Annotated in this window: 15 protein-coding genes, 1 tRNA gene and 1 pseudogene; 8 read left to right on the top strand and 9 right to left on the bottom strand. The window is 66.6% G+C overall.

The features are described 5' to 3' along the window. Nucleotides 1–32: 32 nt before the first annotated feature. Nucleotides 33–575, top strand: coding sequence for a hypothetical protein (locus ACNQS7_RS25675; RefSeq protein ID WP_418014746.1), 543 nt, complete (start codon nucleotides 33–35; stop codon nucleotides 573–575). Here the strand turns inward: ACNQS7_RS25675 and ACNQS7_RS25670 are convergent. Together ACNQS7_RS25670 and ACNQS7_RS25665 are read right to left on the bottom strand one after the other, a co-directional pair. Beyond that, entirely contained in the window at nucleotides 558–2,510 is a 1,953-nt protein-coding gene (locus ACNQS7_RS25670; RefSeq protein ID WP_418014745.1) for a SpoIIE family protein phosphatase, read from the bottom strand. The genes ACNQS7_RS25675 and ACNQS7_RS25670 overlap by 18 nt on opposite strands. Nucleotides 2,511–2,557: 47 nt before the next feature. Next, the gene (locus ACNQS7_RS25665; RefSeq protein WP_418014744.1) at nucleotides 2,558–3,514 is read right to left on the bottom strand and encodes a helix-turn-helix transcriptional regulator; all 957 of its coding nucleotides are present in this window, start codon (nucleotides 3,512–3,514) and stop codon (nucleotides 2,558–2,560) included. A 173-nt stretch (nucleotides 3,515–3,687) separates the two neighbouring features. Here ACNQS7_RS25665 and ACNQS7_RS25660 point away from each other — a divergent pair, with 173 nt between their 5' ends. After that, nucleotides 3,688–4,266, top strand: a complete 579-nt coding sequence (locus tag ACNQS7_RS25660; RefSeq protein ID WP_418014743.1) for a TetR family transcriptional regulator — start codon at nucleotides 3,688–3,690, stop codon at nucleotides 4,264–4,266. Beyond that, nucleotides 4,263–5,087, top strand: a complete 825-nt coding sequence (locus tag ACNQS7_RS25655; protein WP_418014742.1) for a hypothetical protein — start codon at nucleotides 4,263–4,265, stop codon at nucleotides 5,085–5,087. Before ACNQS7_RS25660 ends, ACNQS7_RS25655 begins: the two co-directional genes overlap by 4 nt. A gap of 5 nt (nucleotides 5,088–5,092) precedes the next feature. Here ACNQS7_RS25655 and ACNQS7_RS25650 read toward each other — a convergent pair whose 3' ends face one another. Together ACNQS7_RS25650 and ACNQS7_RS25645 are read right to left on the bottom strand one after the other, a co-directional pair. After that, a complete protein-coding gene (locus ACNQS7_RS25650) occupies nucleotides 5,093–5,728 on the bottom strand; it encodes a TetR/AcrR family transcriptional regulator (RefSeq protein ID WP_418014741.1) in 636 nt (211 codons plus the stop codon). Beyond that, nucleotides 5,721–6,974 (bottom strand): cytochrome P450, encoded by a 1,254-nt coding sequence (locus ACNQS7_RS25645; RefSeq protein WP_418014740.1) that lies wholly within the window; start codon nucleotides 6,972–6,974, stop codon nucleotides 5,721–5,723. Before ACNQS7_RS25645 ends, ACNQS7_RS25650 begins: the two co-directional genes overlap by 8 nt. Nucleotides 6,975–7,139: 165 nt before the next feature. Between ACNQS7_RS25645 and ACNQS7_RS25640 the strand changes: the two are divergent. Further along, a pseudogene (locus tag ACNQS7_RS25640) lies at nucleotides 7,140–7,295 on the top strand (alpha/beta hydrolase); the annotation flags it as partial. 112 nt (nucleotides 7,296–7,407) lie between these two features. Next, nucleotides 7,408–8,199: an SDR family NAD(P)-dependent oxidoreductase gene (locus ACNQS7_RS25635; protein WP_418014739.1), complete on the top strand. Its 792-nt coding sequence runs from the start codon at nucleotides 7,408–7,410 to the stop codon at nucleotides 8,197–8,199. A 161-nt stretch (nucleotides 8,200–8,360) separates the two neighbouring features. On the opposite strand, the gene ACNQS7_RS25630 is transcribed toward ACNQS7_RS25635, so the two are convergent. The 5 genes from ACNQS7_RS25630 to ACNQS7_RS25610 form a co-directional block, all read right to left on the bottom strand. Then, a tRNA-Ala gene (locus tag ACNQS7_RS25630) sits at nucleotides 8,361–8,433 on the bottom strand. 49 nt (nucleotides 8,434–8,482) lie between these two features. Then, nucleotides 8,483–9,541: a gephyrin-like molybdotransferase receptor GlpR gene (glpR, locus tag ACNQS7_RS25625; RefSeq protein ID WP_418014738.1), complete on the bottom strand. Its 1,059-nt coding sequence runs from the start codon at nucleotides 9,539–9,541 to the stop codon at nucleotides 8,483–8,485. 250 nt (nucleotides 9,542–9,791) lie between these two features. Further along, a complete protein-coding gene (locus tag ACNQS7_RS25620) occupies nucleotides 9,792–10,445 on the bottom strand; it encodes a GNAT family N-acetyltransferase (RefSeq protein WP_082658425.1) in 654 nt (217 codons plus the stop codon). A gap of 14 nt (nucleotides 10,446–10,459) precedes the next feature. Continuing rightward, nucleotides 10,460–11,740 carry a gephyrin-like molybdotransferase Glp gene (glp, locus tag ACNQS7_RS25615; protein ID WP_418014737.1) on the bottom strand — a complete coding sequence of 427 codons (1,281 nt, stop codon included), beginning with the start codon at nucleotides 11,738–11,740 and terminating at the stop codon, nucleotides 10,460–10,462. Between the two features lie 42 nt (nucleotides 11,741–11,782). Beyond that, nucleotides 11,783–12,694, bottom strand: coding sequence for a UTP--glucose-1-phosphate uridylyltransferase (locus tag ACNQS7_RS25610; protein ID WP_418014736.1), 912 nt, complete (start codon nucleotides 12,692–12,694; stop codon nucleotides 11,783–11,785). Nucleotides 12,695–12,782: 88 nt separating this feature from the next. Between ACNQS7_RS25610 and ACNQS7_RS25605 the strand changes: the two genes are divergently transcribed. The 3 genes from ACNQS7_RS25605 to ACNQS7_RS25595 all read left to right on the top strand — a co-directional run bounded on the left by ACNQS7_RS25605 (nucleotide 12,783) and on the right by ACNQS7_RS25595 (nucleotide 14,515). Further along, a complete protein-coding gene (locus ACNQS7_RS25605) occupies nucleotides 12,783–13,376 on the top strand; it encodes a 5-formyltetrahydrofolate cyclo-ligase (protein WP_418014735.1) in 594 nt (197 codons plus the stop codon). 75 nt (nucleotides 13,377–13,451) lie between these two features. Then, complete coding sequence (locus tag ACNQS7_RS25600; protein WP_418014734.1) at nucleotides 13,452–13,784, top strand: FmdB family zinc ribbon protein; 333 nt, start codon at nucleotides 13,452–13,454, stop codon at nucleotides 13,782–13,784. Between the two features lie 62 nt (nucleotides 13,785–13,846). Then, nucleotides 13,847–14,515 carry an SAF domain-containing protein gene (locus ACNQS7_RS25595; protein ID WP_418014733.1) on the top strand — a complete coding sequence of 223 codons (669 nt, stop codon included), beginning with the start codon at nucleotides 13,847–13,849 and terminating at the stop codon, nucleotides 14,513–14,515. The last annotated feature ends 4 nt before the right edge of the window (nucleotides 14,516–14,519 follow it).

The raw sequence follows: 14,519 nt of genomic DNA, 5'->3' as shown, positions 1-14,519 counted from the left end.
CGTTTACCCGTGGCCGAATTCTGGGGTGTGCGGTGAGCGTCGCCGGGTTCGTTCTCGGCGTGGTCGCCACGGTGCTTGCGGTGATATCGCTGGGCTGGCAACTGGTCGGCTACCGCCGGCAACGCCCCCGTCCGAAACTCAAGCCGGTGATCGGGCGGCTGACGACCGACGGGCTGGTGACCAACGACGCCAGCTGCGACGTACGCGAGGCATTGGCCGCCGTCTCGGACCAGCTCGAGGACATGCCGCTCATCATCGGCGTCAAGGTGGTAAATGCGGGCCGGACTCCGCTCCACGTCGCGGGCTGGGCCATCCGCACCGATCCCGACGGCACGTCGCTGGTGCCGGTCGAGAAGCCGGTGGCCGGCGACGACGTTCCGTGTGAGATACCGCCCCAGGGCAGCGCCGTCTTCCTCACCGAGTTCCGGCACGCACAGCGGTTCGCCGCCGCTGCCGACAACGTCGCCGGTACTGACGACCCACCTCCGCGCATCGTGCTGACCGTATCTTCGGGCACCCGCACCTACCGGACCAAACCCATTGCGCCCGAGCTGTTTTCACTCGAATCCGAATAGCGTCGAGTCGATCGGCTCTTCGGTCGCGGGCAAACCCACCAGGGTGAGGATGTTATGCGCGGCGCCACCGGGAAGCGCGATCAGCGTGCATGCGGCGCTTTGCCGACCGGCAAGTTCGCAGGCGTCGGCGAGCACGCTGACGGCGGCCGAACCGAGGTGGGTGACCGCGCTGAGATCGACCTGAATCGACCTGGTGCCGGCCTGACTGCGCACCGAGAGAACCTCTTTCAATTCGGGCGCGGCGAGTGTGTCGACATCACCTATGACGACGATGTAGCCGTCCTCGGACGTGCCGACCTCAAAGGTGGTCGGCGCGGCGGCCCGTCGGACAGGTGCGCCCAGGTCCGTGAAGACCGACTGCCGGGTCAGCTGTTGGGTGGCCGTCGCGGTGGTGCCGTCCGCGCCGTGGCTGACGACCGTGTCGGGCACCGCGGCTTGAGCGATCGACAGGCCGCGGCCGCGGTGAGCGTCGCTGGCTGCCGTCTTCCAGGTGCCGGAGTCGGCCACCACCACCCGAGCCCGGCCGTTGTGATCGAGTTCCGCGTCGATGGAAAAATCGCCGGGAGATGTTGTGGCGTAGGCATGTTCGGCCACATTGGCGATCAGTTCACTGACGGCGTGCACGAGGGACTGGGTGTTGCCGGCGTCGGCCCCCAACCCCGCCAGCCACAGCCGCAGCCTGGCCCGGACGGTGCGCTCAGCGAACTCATCTGCGCGGCCTTCGATGTGCAACGCCGTCGGCGGAGTGCGCCGCTGGGCGGCGAGCAGGGTGATGTCATCGTTATATCCGGTAGTCCGCACCAGCAACTCCACCGCTTGCGAACACACCCTCTCCGCCGGCGCCTCGGCAGCGTCGAGCGGGAAGGTCTTGCCGCCGAAGACCCGGGCCGTCACCTCGGCGACTTCGGCGGCACTGGCGGCGAGGTCGCGACCGGGCCGTTCGATGATGCCGTCGCTGTAGAGCATGACCAGATCACCCACGGCCAAGGTGGCCTTGCGGGTGCTGAAGCCACGACCGCTGCCCAGCGGGCCCGCCCCGGTGGTTTGCAGATACTGCGCCGTGCCGTGGCCGGTGATGACGAGCGGCGGCGGGTGGCCGGCGGTGCAGTATTCGAGCTCACCTGTCGCCGTGTCGAAGCGGGCGGCGCACAACGTGGTCGACTTCGCCCCCGGGATCTCCGCGACGAACCGGTCCACCGCCGATAACGCGTCGAGAATGCTTGCACCACTGTGAAATTGCATTCTGACCGCGGTACGTAACTGAGCCATCACCGCGGCCGCTCGCACTCCGTGCCCCACCACGTCACCGACGACCAGCACAAGCCGCCCGGCGGGGTCGGTGAGGGCGTCGAACCAGTCGCCGCCGGCCGCCGTGTCCTGCGTCGCCACCAGATAGGTGGCGGCGATTTCAGCTCCCGGCAGCACCGGCACACTCGGCGACAGCAGCGCGCGCTGCATGACTGCGGCGGCGGCCCGCGCCGACTCGTACCTGCCCGCTATATCGCGGGCACGTTCTTCCGCCACCAACCGGGCTTGTACCGACTCGGTGGTGTCGGCGCCCACGATCACGACACCGGTGATCTGCCCCCCTGGACCGCGCTGCGGGACCGCGGAGATGTCGACGAACCGTTCCCGAACCCCGGTCCCGTCCAGATCGACCTGGACCCGCACCTCGGCGACGTGTAGCGGCTCCCCGGTCTGATAGACGCGGTCATACATGTCGAGAATGCCCTGCTCGCGCAGTTCTGGCCCGAATTCATCGGCGGCCACTCCCAGCAGCGCGTTCGGATAGAAAGCCCGGTGCGCCGCGTTACAGGCCACGAGCCGCAGCTGAGGTCCTTCCAGCGCGCAGGCGATCACCGGCAGGCCGTCAAACGTTGAGCGCACCGTCTCGTCGTCGCCGCAGAGGCGGCCGACTGCGTTACCGGTACTCATCGCAACCTTGTACCCCTTGTGCTGTCTTCTCAACTAGGGGATGTGGTCTAGCCGCGCAGTGTCACATGCGGACTCTGGCCGTAGTGCTGTCGATAATAGACGGCGAAGCGGCCCAGATGCCCGAAACCCCAGCGACGCGCCACCCCACCCACCGTCGCGGTTGCCTGGTCACCGGTGACGAGGTCGAGGTGGGCCTGATGAAGGCGGACGCGACGGACGTATTCCATCGGGGTGCAATCACGATGTTTGCGGAACATGTACTGCAGCGCGCGCGGCGTGACGTAGACGGCGCCCGCGATATCAGCCAGGGAGATATCCGTGTCGGCGTTGTCTTCGATGAATGCGATGGCGCGCCGCAGCAGAACGGGCGTGCTGTCGCGCCGGTCCGTGGCGATCGGTTCCATCAACGCGTTGTTCGGGAATGTGGCCAGCATGCTCGCCGCGATGTAGCGCTGCGCAGTGCCCACGACGAGCGGGTTGCGGCATGCCTCGGCGTCTGCCGCCACCATTTCGCGCACGTGGTCCAGCGCGGCGACCAGCTGCGTGCCCGCGGCCGCGGAGATCGGGACTGAGCCGTTGAGCCGCACCTGGTCCAGCGGCTCCGGCGAGTCCGCCGCGACATGGCTGAGCAGAGTCCGGTCCACCGAGTAGATGTCGGCACTGGCGTGGCGGCACATCCCGATCAGCGACTCTCCCGCGATGGCGCCGAACGCACCAACCTCACCCGCGCCGAATCCTTCGAAAGCGCCACGCTCAACACGCGCGTCGATGCTGCCCGAACGGACTCGGACAAGCAGGATTCGCTCCGGGGGGACCATGGCGTAGCTGAAGGTGTAGTCGAAATCCGCGATATCGACACTGGTGGAGCCGACCATGGAACGCTCCAGGCGGCTCCGGGTCGGTACACCGTGCTCACCGGCAGCCATCCGGACACGCCCGAAGCTGGCGCTGACGACCTCCTCGGCCTCGCCGAGGTCGGTGGTGTCAAGCAGGACAGTGAACATTGCGCGGGCTTTCGACAGGAGACCACTACCGCGGCATCGCGTTGAACCGACGAGGCCCATTATCCAGCAAACGATGAGTTTATCCAGAACCTACTGCCGAAACCCGAGTTTCACTGACGATCGTCATTGACGGTCGTCAGTAAACGGCTGTACGGTACCGGCGTGGGGTTACTGTGACCGCTCCGGCGTCCACCCGTGAGGCTCGGCGGCTCGAGACGCGGGCGCGATTGTTCGACGCCGCCCTGGCCGAGATCTCCGATCGGGGACTGGCCGCCGCCGACGTCAGCGCCATCGCCACCGCCGCGGGCGTGGTGCGGGGAACGTTCTATTTTCACTTCCCAACCAAAGAACATGTTCTTGCCGAGCTGGAGCGCAACGAAGAGGCCCGGATCGCCGGCGATCTCGGCACTGCCGACGGTGACCTGGCGTCGGTGCTGTCACGGCTGGTCGACCGCGTACTTGAAGCCGAAAGCCGGTTAGGGACAGTAGTTTTCCGGGACATGCTCGGTCTGCACTTCGCCTCGACACATCCGGCCGAAGACCAGTTGGCCGCGCATCCACTTCTGGAATTTCTGGTCGGCGTGATCAGCCGGGCGCAGGAAGCCCAGCACGTTACCGCGGACGCAGACCCCGGCGAACTCGGAATGTTCTTCCTCACCGGGCTTTTCGCGCTGCTGGCCACCGGAACACACGACGCGGCCCAGTTACACCGTTATGTGACAACGATTGTCAATGGAATGGAGACACGATGAATCGCACCAGCATCGAAGGTTACCGGGACTTCCTGGCCAGGCGCGACGGCGAAGCCGACCTGCTCAACCGACGCTTGGCGAAGCGCGAGCAGTTCTTCGAGGCACTGGAAGCCAGCCCGGTCCGGTCGGCACACCCTGCCGACCGCGCGACCTTCCTGCGCAATCTGCGTCGCCGCCGACCAGAACCCGGACTGGACAGGAAAATGCTGTTCCTGCTGGCGACCGCCAAACTGAACCAGGCGGAACGCTTCGGCGTCGGACTCGGCGAGACCTACGGACGCAACAGCGATGAAAACCTGCCACCGGAGAACGTCTACCTAGAACTGGAGGAGCACTACCACACCCGGCTGCTGGCCTACGCGCTCGACGTCTTCGATCTGACATTCCAAGTCGTCCCACCGCCTTTCGTGCTCAGGCAGTTCGTCAAGGCAGGCGTCTTCGTGCCCGAGCGGTTGAGTTTCATGTTCGTCGGAGCCGCCGAGATGGCGGGGTGCGTCATGTTCGACGAGTTGCGCCGCACCAGCGCTTCGCTGTTTGCCGAGGAACCGGAGGTGGCCGAACGCATCGAACTGCTCTACACAGAGATCCTCACCGACGAGATCGGGCACGTCGGGTATTGCGCGTCGCGGTGTACTCCCGGGGAGCGGGCGGTGATGCGGCGGATGTATCCGCTGATCGGCCGGCTTTTTGCCCGACAGACCGCCGAGATCAGCCTGCTCGTCGACGTCAAGGCGCTGCACGCGCGACTGGACCGGCCGTTCGATGTCGAGGAGTTGACCGCGGGGCTGCAGAACGAGACGTATCTGGTCGCGCATCCGTAAATTGACTAGTCGCCGTGTCTTTCGTGGATCGACAACGACGCCATCCGCGGATAGAGGATCGCCGGTCCCAGCCATCGAGTGACGAAGCGGCGCAACGCGATTCCGTCGCGCTGTACCTGCCCGGGATCGGTCAGCAGGGACTGCACACTGCGCAAAGTCATTTCGGCGAGCTCAGCTAGCGCTGCGGTGTCGAAGCCGTGCAAGGCCCAATCGACATCGAGACGGTGGAAAGCCGACAAACAGAATGAGATCGCCGTGTCGGACGTCAGCGAGACGACGGCTGCACCCTCCTGCCTCTCCGTCAGCAGACTCTCTAGTTGCGGATCGCCGACGAGATTCTCGATTCCGAACGAGATGCATTCGACGACAGCGATGACCGGGTCGTGCTGCCCGCTGGCGCGTTGAACAGCCTGGTCAATAAATCCGTCGACCGCACGCATCGCGCTGGCGATGAGCAGCGCGTCGGCGTTGGGGAAGTAGCGGTACACCGTCTGGCGGGTGACGCCGAGCCGACGGGCTACGTCGGCGAGGCGTATCGCTGATCCGTGTTCGGCGACCACCTCGTCCACCGCATCCAAAATGCGGGCGATTGCCTCCTCGTCGGAGGCGGGCGTAGATCCCGCCCAGCCGCGGCTACGCATCGGCTGTCGCAAGCATTTCGGCTTCGAACTCGATCTTCAGTGTCGTCGGGCCGCTCATTCCCAGCAGGGATTTCCACGGGGCCGGGCCGACACGATGGGGCGCAGGGAGACGTCGGGTCAGGATTGCGAGTGCTTCTGCCAATTCCCGGCGTGCAAGATTGGCCCCCAGACAATAGTGCGCGCCGCCGCCGAAGGTCAGAATCGCGGGGGCATCCGCGCGCGTGATGTCGAAGCGGTCAGCCTCGTCATAGATCGCTGGATCACGATTGGCCGCGAAGGTGTTCACGAGTACGAAGGTCCCGGCCGGGAACGTGTACCCGCCGAATTCGACATCGTCAGTGGCGGCGCGTGGCGCGATACACACCGCCGGTGAGTGGCGCATGCTCTCCTCGACCGCTTGCATGGCAAGCTCGGGGTCATTGCCCAGCTTCGCCCATTGATCCGGATGCTCGCAAAGCACCTGCACCGACGCGGCCAGTTGGTTTCGCGTCGTATCGGTTCCCGCCATCAAGAAGCCGGCCACCAGCATGCGCAGTTCGTCGATAGTCAGCCGATCGCCGTCGCTTTCGGCGCGGATGAGCTCGGAAAGCAGGTCATCGGTCAGATTGTTCCGGCGGACGGCGACCATGTCGTCGACATAGGCGTCCAACTCGCCCCACGCCCGCATGATCGCGGACTCGTCGAAGGTGGCATCGGCCTGAAAATTGAAGGCTTTGAAGATTTCGTCGGTCCACTCCGAGAACAACCGCCAATCCTCGCGGGGCGCGCCGATCAGCGCGCAGATGATCGGGGTGGGGTACGGCCGCGCGATGTCCATCACGACGTCACAGCGTCCGGAATCGACCACCCGATCGATCAGCCCGTTCACCACTTCGTGGATCGTGTCGCGAAGACGCGATGTCGCGCGGGGTGTGAACGCCTTCGAAACCAGCTTGCGCAAGCGGGTATGTGGCGGGCCGTCGAGGCCCAGCAGACTGCTCACCAGCTTGTCGTACAACGGACCTGACGTGATGCCCTGCGCTGCCAGCGTGATTCCGGGTGGCATGCGAAACCTGTTGTCCCGCAGCATGTCTCGGGACATTTCGTAGGAGAGTATCTCCGGGCCGAGGGGTCCGATGGCGATGGGAGCACGGGATTGCGCCAGGCGGACGTCCTCGAGGATGTCGCCGGGGGTGGCGGTGAAGCTGTAGCTGAGTGCGGGAAGGCCGGCGTCGAAAACGCTGGGAGCGGTGCTGTTCGCGTTCATCGTTCTCTCGACTTCCGTTCAGACCCAGATGGAGGATGTTTTGGACATCATGACGCTGTATGTATGACCATAACTCCAGATCGCCGAAACTGAAGGAAACGATCCAGCAATTATGCCAGGATCAGCGTGATGATCATACGTTCTGCATCTGAACGTCCGAGCATGCCGTACGCGAAAGCCCAGCAGATCGTGACCCGCATCCCCCACGGTGAAGTCCGCTCCTATGACATCGCGCACTTCGAGCCGTACCTGGACCCGCACTTCGACGGGATTGTCACCGACCAGATTGAATTCCTAAATCGCCACGTCCCGCTGGCGTGACCGCCACACCAGCCGGCATTCGGCGCCCGCAGACCCCGCGCAGTGCACCACACGCGCACCCCCGATCCGTCGGCCATGGTGACCGACGCCTACCAGTGAGGAATGCCCACCCATGAACACGACCCGACGTGGTGCCCTGATCACCGGTGCCTCCGCTGGCATCGGGGCGGCCTTCGCCCGCCACCTCGCCAACGAGGGGTACGACCTGCTCCTCGTCGCCCGCCGCGCCGAGCGCCTCGAAGAACTCGCCACTCAACTGCACCAACAGCACGGCGTGCGCGCCGAAGTACTCCCCGCCGACCTCACCGACCCCGCTACCCCGGCTGCGATCATCACCCGCGCAACCGAATTGGGCCTGCCTATCGACGTGCTCGTCAACAACGCCGGACTTTCGGCCAGCACCAAATTCTCCGATACACCATGGGACTCGGTCGCCGGAGAACTTCAGCTGATGGTCACCGCAGTCACCGAATTGATCCACCGAGCCATCCCCGGCATGAAACAACGACGCTGGGGACGCATCATCAACCTCTCCTCACTGGCCGCGATGTCCCCGCCGGCAGAAGGGTTGCTGTACACCGGCATCAAGTCCTACGTACTGAACATGTCCCAATCCCTCGACATGGAATTGAAACCCCACGGCATCCATGTCACCGCGCTCTGCCCTGGCTTCACCTACAGCGAGTTCCACGACGTGATGGGCACCCGCGAGGCCGCCGACCGCCTGCCGGGCTTCATGTGGCAACAGCCTGCTCCCGTTGTCCGCGAGGGATGGGCGGCCGTGACCGACGGCAAGCCCGTCTGCATACCGGGCACCGTCAACAAGCTGACCGCCGCCGCCATACGACCACTGCCACAGCGCATTCAGTACTTCCTGGGCCGCACCTTGAATCCCTTCAAGTAGCCAACTCCCGGTCGCCGGACTCGCCGCAGCGACATTTACGCGCACCTTTTCGATGAGGACCTCGACGCCGTAGTGCGCCGTCACGATGCAGCCGTTCGAGCGACTGCGGACGGCCTCGAGAGCCCAGTCCGGCCAATAGGCCCTGACCTGCACAAACTCTGTGGAGCTAAGGGGATTCGAACCCCTGACCTACTCGATGCGAACGAGTCGCGCTACCAACTGCGCCATAGCCCCTGATCGCTAAGCAGGCTACCAGCCGCGACCGCGAAGGAACGAACCGCGACTACTGCCCGACGGCGCGCGGCAGGTCACGGGGCCAGCCGTAGTTGCGCATCGGCACCGCATAGTCCAGGTGCTCGAAGATCGGGTCCTCGTCGTCGATCTCCAACACCACCGCGCCGGGACGCCGCAACCGGGACGGAACCAGGTCGTATTCGCGGTCCTGGGTGTTCTCCACGCCGAGCCGGCTGCGCGCCATCCGCTGCATCCGGCGCCGCCGCACCCGCTCCTCGATCTTGGTCTGTCGCCGCAGGTAGAACAGGTACATCAGGGTGACCGTGGTCGCCACCGCGCACAGCCACCAAGCCATCGGAGTCACCTCGAAGGCCGCGATCGCCGAGCCGACCAGGACAACCGCCATCGCCACCAGCACCCGCTTGCGGAACGCGTACTTGCGGGCGCTGACCGCCGCGGCGGTCTTGTTGTCGAACCGGCGCCGACGGTTGACGCCCACCGCATAGGCCGGCGGTGCGTCGTCCATCTCGTCATCGTCTTCCTCGGGCTCCAGCCCGGAGGAGTCCTCGACGTATTCGTACTCGTCGTCGGCAAGGTCGCCGTGTGAGTCGTCATGCTCGTCGACGGGCTCAGGTTCGACCGCAAGCAGCGCCGGCCCCTGAGACTGTGCCTCGGTGGCGCCCACCGGCAGCGCAGGCGCGTCCTCGTCGATCACGTCGACATCGAGATAGTCGGGCTCGGCAACCTCAGGCTCATCGATCTCATCAGCACGCGCCATCGCCGTGACGACCGACCGCGGGCGCATCAGCTCATCGGTGTCGGCGTCGTCGGCCGCGTGGTCCTTGTCCGCGTCGGCGAAGGCGCCGTCGATCGGCTCGGTGTCCCAGTCCTCCTCCGGCTTCCAGTCGGGGTCACTGCGATGACCCGCCGCCGGACCGGTCCGCTTGAGCAGGCGGGCGCCGGCTCCGCCGTTGAGCACTCTGGTCGCCAAGGCCACGTCGCTGGTGCGCCGGACGGCGTCGCGCTTGCTGATCAACATCGGCACCAGCACGAACAACCACAGCACCACGAGCGAAATCCACAATAACGATTGCGGGATGCTTGGCATGATGACCTGCTCTCTTCGGTTGCGATCCCCGCGAGGCCTGATCGTTGGCCTGCGTGGCCGGGTCGCTGCGACCAGGGCAATTACACACCTGTAATTTGCCTACTTCAAGCATCACACGCCACATATGTCACGCTAGCCACAATTTTATTTCGGTTGGGCGGGCTTTCCGGCGTGTGGGGGCCGCGAGATGGCCGTCAGGGTCGCGATCCGGCTCGATCCGCAGCCATAGCGGCGATCTCGGCGCCAGAAATCAGACCCAGCTGGCGCGACCGGCCCGGACCAGCGTCGAAGCCACCGACCCGTATACCTCCTCGACCGTGATCGCCACCAAAAGGTGGTCACGCCACCCGCGGTCGACCTCGAGGTAGCGCCGCAGCAGGCCTTCTTCGCGAAAACCGTTCTTAGCCAGGACCGCCCGGCTGGCCGCGTTCTCCGGACGGACGGTGGCCTCCACCCGGTGCAGCATCACCGGGCCGAAGCAGTGGTCGAGCCCCAGCGCGACCGCGCCGGTGGCCACCCCGCCGCCGGTGTGCTCGCTGGACACCCAGTAGCCGATCCACGCCGACCGCAACGCCCCATGAGTGACATTGCCGATGGTCAGCTGCCCGCAGAACTGTCCGTCCAGTTCGATCACATAGGGCAGCATCCGCCCCTTGCGCGCCTCGGCGCGCAGCCCGGAACACACCGCCGGCCACGCGGCCACCGAGTGACGCACCGACCAGTCGCCATCGGTGCTGGGCTCCCACGGCTCCAACTTCACCCGGTCCGCCAGCCGGATCCGGCTCCACTGCGCGCCGTCGCGCATCCGCACCGGCCGCAGCCGGATCACCCCGGCCGCCACCCGCAGTGGCCCCACGCTCATCGGCCAGCCGGGATGGCGGGAATTGGATCGCAACAGGTTCACGAGCCGGGCCGCGGTCAGCCGTGCTGAGCCAGAAAGGCGACGTCGACGATTTCGCCGGTACGGATCTGCTCGGCTCCGCTGGGCACCACGACCAGACAATTCGCCTCGGCCAGGGTTGCCAACAGGTGCGAGGACGCCCCCGGCGCCCCGCCCAGCGCCTGCACCAGATATTCGCCGCTCTCCTGGTCACGCATCAGTTGGCCGCGCAGGAAGCCCTTGCGCCCACCCACCGATGTGATCGGCGACAGGGTGCGGGCCTGCACGATGCGACGCATCGGATGCCGCTTGCCCAGGGACAGCCGGATCAGCGGCCGCACCATCACCTCGAAGACCACCAACGCGCTGACGGGGTTGGCCGGCAACAGAAAGGTCGGCACGCCGTCGCGGCCAAGCTGCCCGAAGCCCTGCACCGAACCGGGGTGCATCGCGACCCGCACCACTTCCATGTCGCCGAGCTCGGACAGCACCGAACGAACCGCCTCAGCCGCCGCGCCGCCCACCCCGCCGGCGATCACCAGCACCTCGGCCCGGTTCAGCTGGCCCTCGACGATCTCCCCGAGCTCCTTCGGGTTGTTGCTGACGATCCCCACCCGGTTGACCTCCGCCCCGGCATCGCGGGCTGCGGCCGCCAGTGCGTAGGAGTTGACGTCGTAGACCTGTCCGTTGCCGGGGCTGCGGGAGATGTCGACCAGCTCGCCGCCGACCGCCATCACCGACACCCGCGGCCGCGGATGCACCAGCACCCGTTCGCGGCCGACCGCCGCCAGCAGTCCCACCTGCGCCGCGCCGATGATCGTCCCGGAACGCACCGCCACATCGCCGGGCTGCACGTCGTCACCTGCGCGCCGCACGTAAGCGCCCGATGGCGCCCCGCGCAGCACCCGGACCCGGTTCATCCCGCCGTCGGTCCAGCGCAGCGGCAGCACGGCGTCGGCCAGGGTCGGCAGCGGCGCCCCGGTCTGCACCCTCGCGGCTTGGCGCGGCTGCAGCCGGCTCGGCGTGCGCGCCCCGGCCTCGATGGTCCCCATCACCGGCAGGGTCACCACCTCGCGAGTCTCCGCAATACCGTCCTCGCCAACGGCTTCCAGTGGGCCGGAGTCACCGACCCCGAGTACGTCGACGCTGCGCACCGCGTAGCCGTCGATGGCGGCCTGGTCGAATCCGGGAAGCGGGCGTTCAGTCACCACCTCTTCGGCGCACAGCAGCCCCTGGGCTTCGGCGATCGCAACCTTGATCGGCCTGGGGGCCACCGCTGCTGCCGATATCCGTGCCTGTTGCTCCTCCACAGAACGCACAGTGCGCCTTCCTGCCGTCCAGCCAGGCGAACTGAGCCGCCGCTACTGTTCGGTCAGGCCCAATCGCGCCACCAACCACCGCCGCAGTTCCGGGCCGTAGTCGTCACGATCCAATGCAAAGTCAACCGCAGCCTTGAGGTAGCCGCCGGGATTTCCCAAGTCGTGTCGGGATCCGCGATGCACCACGACGTGGACCGGATGGCCCTCGGAGATCAGCAACGCGATCGCGTCCGTCAGCTGCACTTCCCCGCCGGCGCCCCGGTCGATCCGGCGCAGCGCGTCGAAAATCGCGCGATCCAGCACATAGCGTCCGGCCGCCGCGAACAGCGACGGAGCGTCTTCCGATTTGGGCTTTTCGACCATGCCCTTGACCCGCAGCACGTCCTGGTTGCTGCCGCCGGGCACCGGTTCGACGTCGAAGACGCCGTAGGCGCTGATCTCCTCGGGCGTCACCTCGATGGCGCACAACACCGTGCCGCCGTGCTCGGCCCGGACCTGTGCCATCGTCTCCAGCACACCGGTGGGCAACACCAGGTCGTCGGGCAGCAGGACCATGACCGCGTCCTCGTCGGCCGCCAGGGTGGGCTCCACACAGCTGATCGCGTGGCCCAGCCCGAGCGGTTCGGCCTGCACCACGGACTCGACCTTGATCAGCGCCGGAGCGCGGCGGACCTTGGCCAGCATGGCCTTCTTACCGCGGGCCTCCAGGGTGCCCTCAAGCACCAGGTCCTCAACGAAGTGCGCGACGACGCCGTCCTTGCCTTCGGAGGTGATAATCACCAGGCGCTCGGCACCGGCGTCGGCAGCTTCGGCGGCGACCAGCTCGATACCCGGGGTGTCGACGACGGGTAGCAGCTCCTTCGGCACGGTCTTGGTCGCGGGGAGAAAACGCGTCCCCAAGCCGGCGGCGGGAACAATCGCCGTGAACGGAATCGGGATCTCTGGGCGTGACATCGGTTCTCACCATAGCCTTATCGGCCGCACACAAACCTGCTGGCGGGGAGAACGTGCGCGCTGCGGATGTTCTGACATCGTTGAAGCCATGGCAACCGCGGGCAAGGCGGCGTTGCGGGACCGATTGGTCGCCGCGCGCCGCGAGGTTGACGACGACGTTCGCGCCGCCGAGGCACAGCTGCTGACCGAGCACTTGGAGCAGGTGGAGATAGCTGCCGGGACGGTGTGCGCGTACGTCCCGGTGGGTTCGGAGCCCGGGTCGACGGCCATGCTCGATGTGTTGCTGCGCCGCGCCGGCCGGGTCCTGTTGCCGGTGGCGCGCGTTGGCGCCGACGACACGCCGCTGCCCCTGCGATGGGGCGAGTACCGCCACGGTCAGCTGGTGGCGGCGCGCTGGGGATTGCTGGAACCACCGCGACCCTGGTTGCCGGCGTCGATGCTGGGCGAGGCCACTTTGGTGCTGCTGCCTGCGCTCGCGGTCGACCGCCGTGGTGTGCGGCTGGGCCGCGGGCGCGGCTTCTATGACCGCTCCCTGTCGGTCCGGGACCCCCAGGCGCGTCTGGTCGCGATCGTGCGGGACACCGAACTGGTGGACGAGTTGCCGTCGGAGCCGCATGACGTGCCGATGACGCACGCACTCACCCCGGGACGCGGGCTGATTGCGCTGCCGACCCGGGAATGATCGCCATCACGTGGCGGTTCTAGCACTTGAAACGGTAGAGTGCTAATCCAGACTTAACATCATCCGGAGGTTTTTGTGCCGACGTACAGCTACGTGTGCACCGAATGCGGAGACCGCTTCGACAAGGTGCAAGCCTTCACCGAGGACGCGCTGACCACCTGCGAGAAGTGCTCTGGGCGGCTGCGCAAGCTGTTCAACTCGGTTGGAGTCGTGTTCAAAGGCAGCGGCTTCTACCGCACCGACAGCCGCGAGGCCGGAAAGCAAGACAAGAGTTCCAGCAACGGCTCGTCCTCGAATTCAGGCTCGGGCGAATCGAGTTCGGGTTCTACCTCCAGCGAGACCAAGTCATCGGGCTCGAGCGAGAAGACCAGTAGCAGCACCGCTTCCACCGCGGCCGCGACCAGCTAGTTATCCACAGGCGCCAGACGCGCCGTCAACGACCGCCGCTCTCCCACGCCTACCGTGACGGCGTGCGGGAACCATCGCTGAATCCGACCCTGATCAGTCGTTTCGCAGCAGCGTGCCGTCCGGACTGGACCAGGACCGTCCTGGCCCGGCGGGTCGCCGCGGGCGGGCTGGTGGTGCTGGCCGGCATCGCGGCGCTGCGCTCCGACCCTGAGGCTGACCGCGTCGACGTGGTGGTGGCCGCCCGCGACCTCGGTTCCGGCACCGCCCTGACAGACGCCGATGTCCGAGTTGAGAAGCGCTCGGCGACAACGGTTCCCGAGGGATCGATGACAGACTCCGGTCGGGTGCTCGGTGCGACGCTGGCGGGTCCGGCACGCCGCGGCGAGGTGCTCACCGACGTCCGGTTACTGGGCAGCCGACTGGCCGAGTCGACCGCGGGCCCCGGGGCCCGGATCGTGCCCCTGCATCTGGCCGACGGCGCGCTGATCGACCTGGTCCGGGTCGGCGACGTCGTCGACGTGCTGGCCGCCCCGGCCGGTGAAGTTCAGCAACCCGGCCCGGCGCTCAGCAAGGTGATCGCCACCGATGCCGTGGTGGTGCTCGTGTCGGCCAAGGAGAAGCTACGGTCCGGGGAGTCGGACCGCGTAGTCTTGGTTGCGCTGCCGGCTCGCGTGGCGAACACGGTGGCTGGCTCGGCGCTAGGTCAGACGGTCACCCTCACCTTGCACTGAGTAC

Origin of the sequence: Mycobacterium sp. 23 (genome assembly GCF_048287075.1) — a bacterium.
GTDB lineage: Bacteria > Actinomycetota > Actinomycetes > Mycobacteriales > Mycobacteriaceae > Mycobacterium > Mycobacterium gordonae_B.
Note: the sequence above shows the minus strand (reverse complement) of the source record. Positions and strands in the feature narration are given on the sequence as shown.

Bases quoted from the DNA above. Each gene is read 5' to 3' on its own strand.
- glpR (WP_418014738.1), bottom strand. From the start codon at position 9,541: ATGCCAAGCATCCCGCAATCGTTATTGTGGATTTCGCTCGTGGTGCTG.
- ACNQS7_RS25635 (WP_418014739.1), top strand. From the start codon at position 7,408: ATGAACACGACCCGACGTGGTGCCCTGATCACCGGTGCCTCCGCTGGC.
- ACNQS7_RS25645 (WP_418014740.1), bottom strand. From the start codon at position 6,974: ATGAACGCGAACAGCACCGCTCCCAGCGTTTTCGACGCCGGCCTTCCC.
- ACNQS7_RS25650 (WP_418014741.1), bottom strand. From the start codon at position 5,728: ATGCGTAGCCGCGGCTGGGCGGGATCTACGCCCGCCTCCGACGAGGAG.
- ACNQS7_RS25665 (WP_418014744.1), bottom strand. From the start codon at position 3,514: ATGTTCACTGTCCTGCTTGACACCACCGACCTCGGCGAGGCCGAGGAG.
- ACNQS7_RS25610 (WP_418014736.1), bottom strand. From the start codon at position 12,694: ATGTCACGCCCAGAGATCCCGATTCCGTTCACGGCGATTGTTCCCGCC.
- ACNQS7_RS25670 (WP_418014745.1), bottom strand. From the start codon at position 2,510: ATGAGTACCGGTAACGCAGTCGGCCGCCTCTGCGGCGACGACGAGACG.
- ACNQS7_RS25605 (WP_418014735.1), top strand. From the start codon at position 12,783: ATGGCAACCGCGGGCAAGGCGGCGTTGCGGGACCGATTGGTCGCCGCG.
- ACNQS7_RS25655 (WP_418014742.1), top strand. From the start codon at position 4,263: ATGAATCGCACCAGCATCGAAGGTTACCGGGACTTCCTGGCCAGGCGC.